This window comes from Saezia sanguinis (genome assembly GCF_963921665.1).
Lineage (GTDB): Bacteria > Pseudomonadota > Gammaproteobacteria > Burkholderiales > Burkholderiaceae_C > Saezia > Saezia sanguinis.
On the sequence record NZ_CAWUGC010000020.1, the window covers coordinates 66491 to 79895 of the forward strand.

Genomic DNA, 13405 nt, shown 5'->3' on the forward strand with positions numbered 1-13405 from the left:
TCGAAGAGCAGAAACGGCCTGTAATTAACAGGCCGTTTCCGTTACAACATATCAACAAAGCATCAATGCAGCTTCTTGTGCAGCTCCTGCAATGAATACACCTGCAACTCCTCGTTGCCATGCTCCATCGCTTCGGTCACCGCTTCAGCACCTGCCATTGTGGTGTAGTACGTCACACGTTCGGCCAGTGCAGCCATACGGATCTGGCGCGAGTCGGCAATCGCCACCCGCGTTTCATCCACTGTGGTAAATATCATCGCAATTTCGCCGGCCTTGATCGCGTCCACAATGTGCGGGCGGCCATCCTTGACCTTGTTGATGACGGTTACCGGCACACCGGCTTCACTGATAGCGGCTGCAGTGCCTTTGGTTGCCATGATCTGAAAGCCCAGCCCGCTGAGCGTTTTTGCAATGGCTGCTGCGCGGTGTTTGTCGCTGTCTTTCACGGTAATGCAGATGGTTCCCTGCTTGGGCAGTTTGCTGCCTGCACCAAGCTGGCTCTTGAGCATGGCCTCGGCAAATGTGCGGCCCACGCCCATCACCTCGCCGGTGGAGCGCATTTCCGGCCCTAGAATCGGGTCCACCCCATGGAAACGGCTGAACGGGAACACGGCCTCTTTCACCGAGAAATAAGGTGGAATCACTTCGCGCGGTGTTTTGCCATCGGGCAGTTTCTGGTCTTTCAGTTTATCGCCCACCATGCAGCGCGCGGCAATCTTGGCCAGCGGCTGGCTGGTTGCTTTGGATACAAACGGCACCGTACGTGAGGCGCGTGGGTTCACTTCCAGCACAAACACGGTGGCATGCTCCTGCCCGTTTTCCTGGCGGATCTGGATGGCAAACTGCACATTCATCAGCCCCACCACTTTCAGCCCCTTGGCCATCGCAATGGTCTGGCGGCGCAGTTCATCCTGCAGGTCTTTCGACAAGGTATCCGGCGGCAGTGAACATGCCGAATCGCCCGAGTGCACCCCGGCCTGTTCAATGTGTTCCATGATGCCGCCAATGATCACGTCATCGCCATCGCTGATCGCATCCACATCCACTTCAATGGCATCATCCAGAAAGCGGTCCAGCAGCACCGGAGAGTCTTCCGACACCTTGACCGCCTCGCGCATATAGCGTTCCAGGTCTTTCTCACCGTGCACAATTTCCATCGCACGCCCGCCCAGCACATAGCTGGGGCGTACCACCAGCGGATAGCCGATTTCGGCGGCTTTCTCTTTGGCTTCGCTCTCACTGTGCGCAATGCGGTTGGGTGGCTGGCGCAAGCCCAACTGATTGAGCAGTTGCTGAAAGCGTTCACGATCTTCCGCCATGTCGATTGAATCGGGCGTCGTGCCCACAATCGGCACGCCATTGGCTTCCAGCCCCAGGCACAGTTTCAGCGGGGTCTGCCCGCCATACTGCACAATCACGCCCGCCGGTTTTTCCACCGCGACGATTTCCAGCACATCTTCCAGCGTCACCGGTTCAAAGTACAACCGGTCCGATGTGTCGTAGTCGGTTGACACGGTTTCCGGGTTGCAGTTGACCATGATGGTTTCATAGCCGTCTTCACGCATGGCAAGCGCGGCATGCACACAGCAGTAGTCAAATTCAATGCCCTGCCCGATGCGGTTCGGCCCACCACCAAGCACCATGATTTTTTTCTTGTCGCTTGGGCGTGCTTCGCACTCGTCGTCATAGGTCGAGTACATATACGCCGTTTGCGTGGCAAACTCGGCCGCACAGGTATCCACACGTTTGTACACCGGACGGATATTCATCTGGTGCCGCGCTTTGCGCACATCGTCCTGCTTGACACCCAGCAGCTTGGCAAGCCGCTTGTCGGAAAAACCTTTTTGCTTCAGGAAACGCAGTTCCTGCGTGCTCAGGCTATCCAGTGTACGGCCCTGCAACGCTTTTTCCAGCGCAATCAGTTCCTCAATCTGCGCCAAAAACCAGCGGTCAATATGCGTTTCTTCATACACTTCTTCGAGCGTCATGCCAAGGCGGAAAGCATCCCCCACAAACAGAATACGCTCAGGCCCGGGCTCACCGATTTCTTCGATGATTTCATCTTCATCGGTGCTGCGTTCATCCAGCCCGTTGATGCCGGTTTCCAGACCGCGCAGGGCTTTTTGGAAACTTTCCTGGAAGGTGCGGCCAATCGCCATCACTTCACCCACCGACTTCATCTGTGTGGTCAGGTGTGCGTCGGCAGCCGGGAATTTTTCAAACGCAAAGCGCGGAATCTTGGTTACCACATAATCAATGGTCGGCTCAAACGATGCCGGCGTGGCCCCACCCGTAATGTCGTTGCGCAGTTCATCCAGCGTATAACCCACCGCCAGTTTGGCGGCAATCTTGGCAATCGGAAAACCGGTGGCTTTGGACGCCAGCGCCGACGAGCGCGATACACGCGGGTTCATCTCAATCACAATCATGCGGCCGTTTTCCGGGTTCACCGAAAACTGCACGTTGGAGCCGCCCGTTTCCACGCCGATTTCGCGCAGAATCGCAATCGACGCATCGCGCATGATCTGGTATTCTTTATCCGTCAGTGTCTGCGCAGGCGCTACCGTGATCGAATCCCCGGTGTGAACCCCCATCGGGTCCAGGTTTTCAATCGAACACACAATGATGCAGTTGTCCGCCTTGTCGCGCACCACTTCCATCTCGTATTCTTTCCAGCCGATCAGCGACTCTTCAATCAGCAGCTCGCGCACCGGGGAGAGGTCCAGCCCGTTGCGGCAGATCTCTTCAAACTCTTCCGGGTTATAGGCAATACCACCGCCGGTGCCGCCCAGCGTGAAGCTGGGGCGAATCACCACCGGAAAGCCGTTCGAGCCGGTCAGCTCCTTGATCTGGCGCTGCACCGTCCACGCTTCATCCAGCGAGTGCGCCACGCCCGATTTGGCCGACTCCAGCCCGATGCGGGTCATCGCATCCTTGAACTTCTGGCGGTCCTCGGCTTTTTCAATCGCATGCTCATTGGCGCCGATCATCTCCACACCGTATTTGGCCAGCACGCCGTTGCGGTGCAGTTCCAGTGCGCAGTTCAGCGCGGTCTGCCCGCCCATGGTCGGCAGCAGTGCATCGGGGCGCTCTTTTTCAATGATTTTTTCCACCACCTGCCAGGTAATCGGCTCAATGTAGGTGGCGTCCGCCGTATCGGGGTCGGTCATGATCGTCGCCGGGTTCGAATTCACCAAAACCACGCGGAAGCCTTCCTGGCGCAGTGCTTTACACGCCTGCGCTCCCGAATAGTCGAACTCGCACGCCTGACCAATCACGATCGGGCCGGCACCAATGATCAAAATACTTTTTATGTCTGTGCGCTTGGGCATGTTATCACTCTAATTTTCCGCTCAGTTTTCGAGCATGTATTTTTCAACTCAAACTCAACTCTGTGCTTGCAGTGCCGGGGCATTCCGGCACTTCCTATCATTTCCTGCCAGACTTCTTGAACCAATCCGGCAGCCAACACCACAGGCCAGCACCAAACCAGCCCATAGCAACATCAGTTGCACACGGCTACTTCACACTTATCCGCGTCGTGACGACATCAGCGACACAAAGCGGTCAAACAGGTAACCAATATCGTGCGGGCCAGGAGACGCCTCCGGGTGCCCCTGAAAACTGAACGCCGGCTTGTCGGTACGCTCAATTCCCTGCAAGGTGCCGTCAAACAGACTGACATGCGTGGCACGCAGGTGCGTCGGCAATGTGGCTGCATCCACCGCAAAACCGTGGTTCTGGCTGGTGATTGATACACGGCCAGAGTCCAGGTCTTTCACCGGGTGGTTGGCACCGTGGTGCCCGGTCTTCATCTTGAATGTCTTGGCACCGGAAGCCAGCGCCAGAATCTGGTGTCCCAGGCAGATGCCAAAAGTCGGCAGACCGGCATCCACCACCGCACGCGCCGCCTCAATCGCGTAATCACAAGGCTCGGGGTCGCCCGGCCCGTTGGAAAGAAACACACCATCGGGCGCCATCTTGAATATTTCAGACGCCGGGGTCTGTGCCGGCACCACCGTCAGGCGGCAACCGCGCTCAGCCAGCATGCGCAGAATATTGAACTTGACACCATAGTCATACGCCACCACATGGTAACGCGGCGCGTTCTGCTCGCCATAACCGCGGCCCAGCTTCCATTCGGTCTGGTTCCATGGGTAGGATTCTTTCACACTCACCACTTTGGCCAGGTCACACCCGGCCATGGAAGGTGCCGACCGGGCGGCAGCAACCGCCTGCTCCAGCACATCAGGCGTAGCCTGCTGTCCGGCAGGCAGGGCCAGAATACAACCGTTCTGTGCACCTTTTTCGCGCAGCAAACGCGTCAGCTTACGCGTATCGAGTCCGGCGATGGCCACTGTATTGTGTGCCTGCAAATACTGCGGCAGCGTCTGGGTAGCACGGAAATTGGAATGCAAAAGGGATAAGTCTTTGATGATCAGCCCCGCAGCGTGCACTTTTCTGGCTTCACCATCTTCTTCATTGGTACCTACGTTACCGATATGCGGGTAGGTCAGCGTCACAAGCTGCTGAAAATAGCTGGGATCGGTCAAAATCTCCTGATAGCCGGTCATCGAAGTGTTAAACACCACCTCTCCGACTGTACTGCCAGCAGCGCCGATTGAATAACCATGAAAAACGGTGCCATCTGCGAGCGCCAAAACCGCGGGCGAATGGGATTGGGGCAAAATCGAAGGCAAGAGAAAATCTCCAACAGAGTTTTTTTGGGACTTGAAACTGCAACAATGTGAAAAATGTGCAGTTAAACCTCTATATTGTAGCCCAAAACAGCCCCGCTCCCCTGAGATGCCTTGGAAAACCTGTAAGCTATCGGCTTATTGTTTTCTATCCCAAAACATCTGGCGAGATCTTCAAACACCAGCAAAATCAAATACTTAAAAACCTGCTTTTACTCACCTGCCTTTTTCAAAGACCATTTTCCCCCCGCGTAATTCTGACCGTTTGGCCTCAAAGCGGCTGGCAAATGCACCCGCAAATGCCAGCCGGGCCTCAACATCCCTCACTTCATTCTTAAAAGCGCCCTTTGCTCAACGGCGTACCGAGTACTTGTAGTACAGCGCGCCGGCAATCAGCAGGCCGATAAAGAACGAGAAACTGCCCAGCACTTTCAGGTGCGCCACCCAGGTCGTGCTCAACACGCTCAGGCCGGGCACAACGGCACACACAATGCTCACCAGTGAGGCCGGCAGCAGCGACTTCACTGCCGCCGGGTTCACCCCGTTTTTATACCAGTAGCTGCCCTTGGGCGAATCACTGAACAGGTCGGGCACGTTGATCACCTGCTTTTTCACCAGGTAGTAGTCCACCAGGAAAATACCGTACAGCGGGCCAATGCACGCGGCCAGCATGTCAATCGTGTAGTGGATGATTTCCGGCGAGTTGTACAGATTCCATGGCGTGATCAAAATGGAAATGACCGCCGCAATCATGCCGCCCCTGCGCCAGCTGATTTTGCTGGGCCACAGGTTTGATACATCGTTGGCGGCCGATACAAAATTGGCCACAATGTTAATCCCCACCGTGGCCGTGACAAAGGTAAACGCCAGCAACAGCGCCACCGCCAGGTTATCGACATAGCCCACCGTTTCCAGCGGGTCTTCAATCATGCGGCCAAACACCGCAGGCGTACCGGTAATGGTGATGATGGCAATCAGCGAAAACGCGGTGAAGTTCACCGGCAGGCCCCAGAAGTTGCCTTTTTTCACATCCTTCATTGTTTTGCAGTAGCGCGAGAAGTCACCAAAATTCAGTGTCGGCCCGGCAAAGTAGCCCACAATCAGCGACATGCCAATCAGAAACTGCAATACCGTCTGCCCGAACGTCAACTGCTTGGTGGAAAGGTTGAAATGGATGTTGTCCCAGCCGGCGTGATAGACAATCCACGCCATCAGCAGGAACATCACCACATACACCGCAGGGCCGGCCCAGTCGATGAAGATTTTGATCGCATCCATCTTCATCAAAAACAGCGCGGTCTGCATGCCCCACATCAGCATGAAGCTCAGCCAGCCCAGGTAAGACAGGTTCAGGAAAGAAACGTTCTGCCACGCCGCCAGCGAAGGGAAAAATTTCAGCAGAATAATGGCCAGTGCGGCAGAAGCCAGATAGGTCTGAATACCGTACCACACAATGGCGATGATGCCGCGGATCATGGCCGGAATGTTGGCCCCGTAGACACCGAAGGGCATGCGCGAAATCACCGGATAGGGCACGCCCGACACCTGGCTGGGCTTGGCGATCAGGTTGGCCAGAATCATCACAATCCAGATGCCTGCAATCAGCACCAGCAGAATCTGCCACGACGTCAGCCCCAGTGCAAACAACGTGCCGGCAAAAACATAGCCGCCCACGCTGTGCACGTCTGACATCCAGAAAGCAAAGATGTTATACCAGCCCCACTTTTGCTTGGCAGGTATCAGGTCTGCATTGGCCAGCTTGCGGTTGAACCTTTTGGGTACTGCTTTAACTTCCGGGGCGCCAGGGTCTGTCATGCTTACTGCCCTTTACACTACAAGTGGTTTATGATTTGAGTGTATAGGAGCAGCCCCGTCATCGCCTGTCTGACAGTGACAACCAATTGGCTTTGTACGCCAGATCATCGACGCATTCGAAACCATCAGGTCGGCAGTTTCAAACTGCGCTGGCGGTACTGTACCGGCGAGCAGCCAAACCACCTTTTACAGGCCCGGCTGAAATTGCTCGGGTCGGAAAACCCCAGCAGAAAACTGATCTCGGTCACTGCCGTATCACTGTGCGCCAGCAGATCGTGCGCCAGATTCTTTTTACCCTGGTCCAGCAGCACATTGAACGCACGGCCCTCCTGCTCCAGCCGCCTTTGCAACGTTCTGGGAGAAAGGTTCAACTGGCTTGCCACATCGGTCAGCTTGGGTTCGCCCTTGGGCAGCATCAGGTGAATCTGCAGCAGCACCCGGCTGGAAATATCGTTCTTCTGCAGTTGCGACATGTACTGGTTGATCACATATTCATTGATTTTGACCAGTTGGGCATTGGCACCGGCGTAAGGCTCGATCGTATCGGCATAGCGAAAACAAATGGAATCCACCTCCGCGCCCAGACTGACCGGTATTTTAAAGTAGTCGTCCAGCCGCTCCATATCGCTCGTATAAGGCAGCGCAAACGTCACAAACTCCGGCACCACATCATGCTGCACCAACTGGCACGCCTGGCGGTAGACAAACGCAATCATCGCAATGCGTGCGGCATGCATCGGCTCGCTGCCCTCTTTGGTTTTGAGCACCAGAGTGGTTCCCACCTTGTCATGCTCCAGGCTCATGTGCATGGTGGTTGAAATGGCTTTGCAGTAGCGCACAATCAGTCCGAGTAGTTCTGAGAGCGAGCCGCTGGACATCATGGCCAGCCCCAGCCCATGCAGCGTGGGCGCCTGAATTTCCTTGCCCACCCGCAGGCCGATCAAAGGGTCACCGGTCTGCGCAATCACCAGCTCCCACAAGCGCCTGACACCATCCACCTCGTAGCGGGCATCGGGAATATTCATCAACGTTGCATCCAGCCCGGCTTGCGCCATCAGAGGCAGCGGATCAATGCCATAACCTCTGACTGTCTGGCAGATGGAGCGGATCCAACTGGATAAAACGCTTGGGCCTATGACCCTGTGTTTACCATCAGGCATGTCACTTCACTTTACATCACAACCGGGCACAACCCCAGCCACAGCTACCGGCCTCAAATCATCTGAAGGTTGCCCGGCAGGCATCCTCATTACGATATGAGGGCACTCACAGCAAATACAACCTGGCAGCCAGACATCCCGTACCGAGTGGACGCAGCAGCATACCTTTTCATTGCGTGTGATTCACCCCTATAAACACAATACATTCTCAATGTATTGAAGCATCTGCTCGCGCTTTTCATCGTGAAGCCATACACGCCTCATTGTCATCGCGAATCAACCCTGTCAGTGTGTCAATTTTACCTGCTATTTCAGTGCATTTATTTAGTCTGAATCAAATGCTGCGACTCCGCCGCGCAACGCTTGACAGATAAAAAAAGGGACCCCGTTGCCGGCAGTCCCTTATTAAAAGAATCAGCGATGATTCTCGGAGTTTGTTCTTTCCTTCAAGCATGTCTGTCAGCACCCGGGCGAAAATGCGCCAGTGATACAGTGATAGTGAGTAGTCCGAAAAAGCATGCAGCCAGGGCACTCAATACGGCTCACAAAGTCCCATGGTTTACCGTACCCCATTCAGATAGCCTGCACTGCACCCGTTAGCGAACTGCGCCTTTTGCACCCAGGTGCGAACAAACCCTGCTCAATTAACCATATACAACACCTTTTTCCCGGCCGGTGATACGCGTGCCCGCCTGCCCGGCAATGATTTTTTCAATATCGTGCAATGCACCAATCACCGCATCCTTGCCGGTGGCTTTGGCAAAATTCACTGCCGCCTGCACTTTGGGCCCCATCGAACCTTTGGCAAAGCCGAACTCCATGATGGAATCAGGGTCCGAGCGCACAATCTTCTTCTGCGTCGGTTTGCCCCAGTCGATGTAAGCGCCGTCCACGTCGGTGGCGATCACCAGAATATCGGCATCCACCGATGAGGCCAGCAGCGACGAAGCCAGATCCTTGTCGATCACCGCTTCCGCGCCACGCAACATGCCTTTTTCATCGTAGTAGGTCGGAATACCGCCACCACCGGCACAGATCACAATGTAATCATTCTCAATCAGCGTTTGCAGCGGACGCAGGCCAAAAATGCGCGTCGGCAAAGGGCTTGCCACCACCCGGCGGAACTTGTCATTGTCCGGCGCCATGGTCCAGCCCTTTTCTGCGGCAATGCGGTCGGCCTCCTCTTTGGTATACACCGGCCCGACCGGCTTGGTCGGGGTCTGGAACGCCGGGTCTTTCGGGTCCACTTCCGTCTGCGTCAAAATGGTAGCCAGCGCAGCGGTCTTGGGTACAAAGTTCACCAGCTCCTGCTGGATCATGTACCCGATCATCCCGACCGACTCTGCCCCCAGCACATCCAGCGGATACATCGGCACATCCTTGTAGGCATTGCTCTGCAAGGCCATCAGCCCGACCTGCGGCCCATTGCCGTGCGTCACAATCAACTGGTTGCTGCCATCATAAGCCTTGGCAATCTGCTCGCAAGCCGTTCTCACATTGGCCCGCTGATTGTCCGACGTCAATGGCTCACCGCGTTTCAACAGCGCATTACCGCCCAAAGCGACAACGATTCTCATATCAGTTCCTTATACAAATTAACAAATTAAAAATTTTGAAAAACACTTCCCCTGGCGGCAACACCGTCTGATCCGGCTTGTTGCTGCCCGCATAGCTATTCAATGATCTGTCAGCCGCACCCGCGGCGGCCGATTACGCGCTTATTTGCATACCACCATACGCTGCCCCACCGGTTCGCTGACAATGCCCTGGCCCAACTGGTACACCAGATGCCCGCGCACAAACGTGTGCGTGACACGGCAGCCAATCTCAAACCCTTCGTACGCGCTGAACTTGTTTTTGTAGTACAGCTCGTCACTGGTCACGGTATAACCCTGGTTCGGGTCCAGAATCACCACGTCAGCATCTTTACCCAGCGCAATTTCGCCTTTGGCCCCCAGCCTGAAGCGCCGTGCCGGCTCGGTTGCCAGCGCCTGCATCAAAGTCACCGGGCTGATGTTGCGCTTTTTCACCGCCGCATCAAACATCGCATCCACACTGTTCTGGCAGCCGCTGATGCCGCCCCAGGCCTCAAACGCATTGGGCGACGACTTCAGGTCCGGCGTACAGGGTGAATGGTCCGAACCCAGTATCTGGATCATGCCGCGCTCCAGCAGGTCCCACATGCGGGCCTGGTTGTTGCGGTCCCGGATCGGCGGCGAACATTTGGCCTTCGGCCCGATTGCATCCAGATCCTCAGTGGCCAGCAGGAAATAATGCGGGCATGATTCAAACGAAGCATCCACCCCCTGCGCCTGCGCCTCAAACACCGCTTCAATCGCTTCGGGGCAACTGCAGTGCGCAATATGCACCCGGCAGCCGGTTTCCTTGGCCAGCAGCAGCACGCGGCGCACCGCTTCCACCTCGGTAAACACCGGGCGCGTGGCAACATAGTCCGACACCTTGGTTTTGCCGGCCGCCTTGGCCGCCGCCCCCAGCTTATCGGTCAGTGCCGCGTTTTCGCAGTGAATCACCAACAGGTCGTCGGTTTTCGCGAGCGCCTGCATGCCGACGTACAGCTCATAGTCGTCCACATTTTTAAAGTCGCCCGGCTTGCCCGAACCACAGGTCGCCACAAAACATTTATACGCTGCGACCCCGGCTTCGGAAAGCCGCGGCAGATCCTGCAGGTTCCACGGCACCAGCCCGCCCATCGGTGAATAATCCACATAGCTTTTGCCCTGCGCCGCTTTGAGCTTGACGTTCAGCGACTCCACATCAGTCGTGGCCGGCATCGTATTGAGCGGCATTTCCACAAACGACGTGGTACCCCCGGCCGCCATGGCCTGCGTACCCGTTTCGTAACCTTCCCACTCAGTACGGCCCGGCTCGGAGATATGCATGTGCACATCCACCATGCCCGGCAGCACATAGCAGCCGGTGGCATCAACCACCTTGCGCGCCTGCGCGGCATCAATGTGAGGTGCAATATGGGCAATTTTCCCATCTTTAATCCCCAGATCAGCCGTGATGTACTGATCGGCCAGAACCACAATGCCCTGCTGAATAATGGTGTCAAACATATATTGCTCCTTCTCCTTGTCGATCAGACAGGCTGCCCGAAGTTTCCCGGCAACCTGCCTGCCCAGCCATCGCTAGCCGCCAATCCCGGTGGACTGCATCAGGTACAGTGCCACGCTGGCAATGGCACCCAGCATCAGCATCAATGGTGTATAAAAACGCAGCCATTTGCCCAATTCCACTTTCGCGATCACCAGTGTGGCCACAAAGAAGCCGGAAGTCGGGAAGAAAATGTCCGTCAACTGGCCACCCCAGGCGTTTGCCGATACCACGGCCTGCTGCGAAATACCCAGCAATTCTGCCAGAGGCGAAATAATCGGCATGGTCAGCACGGTCAATGCCGTTGCACCCGGAATCAGGAAGTTAAAGATCGACTGTTCCCAGAAAATCGCAATCGCTGTGAGCTCCGGCGGAACCGAGCGCATCATGCTTTCCAGCCAGAATACCAGTGTATCGGTAATGATGCCTTTATCCATCACCACCGCAATGGCGCTCGCCACCCCGCACAGCAGTGCGGCTACCATCATGTCGCGCATACCGGCGTTCACATCGTCACAGATCTGCTGCGGCTTTTTACCTGCCAGCGCAGCGGTAATGATACCAATGAACAGGAACAGGCCGCCAATGGCTTCAAACCCCAGGTTTTTCCACAAAATCAGTGCAATGGCAATCGGGAACATGACCAGGCAGGCAATGCCGGCCATTTTCTGACGCCCGGTGAACACCTGCACGCCTTTTTGTGCATCTTCCTCTGCAATCAGCGCCCGCATTTCCTGATCGGTTTCTGCGGTCAGGCTCTTGCTCGGGTCTTTTTTCACCTTGGCGGCATAACGCATCACATACGTTACAGCCACAAAAATGACAAGCACCAGAATCAGCGCACGGAACGCAGAGCCGGAGAACATCGGCAACTGGGCAATCTGCTGCCCAACCCCGACCGAACCCGGAATCGTCAACCCGAATGTAAAGCCCAGACAGGGGCCCAGCAGCGCCACGGCTGTAGCGGTCATGCCGTCATAACCCAGCCGGTAAAACAGCGGCAGCAGCACCGGCAGATACGCCAGCGAGAGCTCCGGCACCCCGATGAACGCAGCCAGCCCGGTGAAAATACTCATCAGAATGGGAATCACCAGAAAGCCCTTGTCACCCACCGCGTTGCTGAGGTTATGCACCCCCATATCAATCAGCCCGGCCCGTTTGATCAGGCCCATGCAGCCGCCCACCATGAAGGTCAAAAACACAATCCCTGCGGCCCTTTTCAAGCCATCAGGGATTGCGGTTACCAGGTCCATGAACCCGACCGGGTGCTGCTCAATCGTGTGGTACGTGCCGGCCACCACCAGCGTCTGGGCGCCATGCGATGTCTGCACCACCTGTCGCTCATACTGCCCGGCTGGGATGATATATGTCAGCACCGCCACCACCAGAATAAACACTGCCAGCACAATGTAAATATCAGGCATCTTGAATTTTTTCTTGGCGGGCTTGTCCGCTACATTCGATGTCATGATCCGTTCTCCCGTATTTGCAGCAGCACCACCTGCGCCCGTGGCACAGGCAGCGCCGCTATAAAGAGTCTTCCAACAACCAATTACCCAATCAGTTCACGCCCACCACGGAGGCCAGCAGCGCCATGCGAATCGCTACCGAGAAGCCGATCGCGCGGAAATACAACTGGTGCTCTGTGTTGTCGATGCCAAAATCAAACTCACCCGGATTGCGCGGCAGCGAATGATGCACGCCGACCACCTTGCCCGTTTTCTTCTTGATGTTGTTCAACATGTCCATCGAGACATAGTAGTTCGCCATCTTCTTCATGAAGTCTTCACGGTTCGGATCGTCTTTTTTCACCGAGCAGCCCGGCAGGTAAATCAGGTCAACCTTCTTCTCGGCATACAGTTCTTCATTCTGTTTTTCCGTCAGGTCAAAATGTTCTTCAAACTGCGCGCCCATCTTGGTCAGCTTGTTGCGCACCACTTCAGGGGTACGCAGTTCACTGGTGCCGGTGTAGATGATCTTGGCACCCATATTGGCCAGCGCCAGCGCAAACGACTGGCCCGAACGTGCACGCGAGAGGTCGGGCGTGGCAATCGCCACTGTGGCGTTGCTCAGGTCGCCAAACGCTCTCCAGCAGGTGTAGCTGTCCAGCAGGCCCTGGGTCGGGTGCGTCACATGGCCGTAACCGCCGGAAATCACCGGAGACACATAATCACCCAGTTGCTCCAGCGCACCCAGCGCTTCCTTGTCGTCCGGGTGGCGCATCACAATCACGTCAGCGTATTCAGACGTCACACGCAGGCTGTCGTACAGGCTTTCATTTTTAGCCGCAGAAGAGTTATGCAGCGGATCGGCTTCGGTGATCACACCGCCGCCCAGGCGCAGCATGGCATTTTCATGGCTGCAACGGGTACGGGTGGACGGTTGGAAAAACAGCGTGTACAGCACTTTACCTTTAAGCAGATCCACACCGGTGCGCATAAAGGGTTCCAGCATTTCAGCAGCGTTATACAGCGCCTGAATCTGATCCCGGCTGAAATCATCCAAGAACGTAATATTCTTGCCTTTCATGCCGGTGGCAGCCAGTTGCTCGCGGATGTCACGTGCCTTAAAGTTTTGATCGAGAGCCATAGTTACAATTCCTTTTCATTCAATCTT

Annotated in this window: 8 protein-coding genes; all 8 read right to left on the reverse strand. The window is 55.9% G+C overall.

The annotated features are described in order from the left end of the window. Window positions 1–62: 62 nt before the first annotated feature. Complete coding sequence (carB, locus tag AACY98_RS14690) at window positions 63–3332, reverse strand: carbamoyl-phosphate synthase large subunit (protein ID WP_339806225.1); 3270 nt, start codon at window positions 3330–3332, stop codon at window positions 63–65. 198 nt (window positions 3333–3530) lie between these two features. Next, window positions 3531–4691: a glutamine-hydrolyzing carbamoyl-phosphate synthase small subunit gene (gene carA / locus AACY98_RS14695; protein WP_423817584.1), complete on the reverse strand. Its 1161-nt coding sequence runs from the start codon at window positions 4689–4691 to the stop codon at window positions 3531–3533. A gap of 357 nt (window positions 4692–5048) precedes the next feature. Continuing rightward, complete coding sequence (locus tag AACY98_RS14700; protein ID WP_339806228.1) at window positions 5049–6512, reverse strand: NCS1 family nucleobase:cation symporter-1; 1464 nt, start codon at window positions 6510–6512, stop codon at window positions 5049–5051. Between the two features lie 125 nt (window positions 6513–6637). Then, entirely contained in the window at window positions 6638–7672 is a 1035-nt protein-coding gene (locus AACY98_RS14705) for an AraC family transcriptional regulator (RefSeq protein WP_126980566.1), read from the reverse strand. A gap of 644 nt (window positions 7673–8316) precedes the next feature. Beyond that, window positions 8317–9249 carry a carbamate kinase gene (gene arcC, locus AACY98_RS14710; RefSeq protein WP_126980567.1) on the reverse strand — a complete coding sequence of 311 codons (933 nt, stop codon included), beginning with the start codon at window positions 9247–9249 and terminating at the stop codon, window positions 8317–8319. Window positions 9250–9390: 141 nt separating this feature from the next. Then, the gene (allB, locus tag AACY98_RS14715) at window positions 9391–10752 is read right to left on the reverse strand and encodes an allantoinase AllB (RefSeq protein ID WP_339806232.1); all 1362 of its coding nucleotides are present in this window, start codon (window positions 10750–10752) and stop codon (window positions 9391–9393) included. A 72-nt stretch (window positions 10753–10824) separates the two neighbouring features. Then, the gene (locus AACY98_RS14720) at window positions 10825–12258 is read right to left on the reverse strand and encodes a YfcC family protein (protein ID WP_126980569.1); all 1434 of its coding nucleotides are present in this window, start codon (window positions 12256–12258) and stop codon (window positions 10825–10827) included. A 91-nt stretch (window positions 12259–12349) separates the two neighbouring features. Continuing rightward, window positions 12350–13378, reverse strand: coding sequence for an aspartate/ornithine carbamoyltransferase family protein (locus AACY98_RS14725; protein WP_126980570.1), 1029 nt, complete (start codon window positions 13376–13378; stop codon window positions 12350–12352). Window positions 13379–13405: the final 27 nt, after the last annotated feature.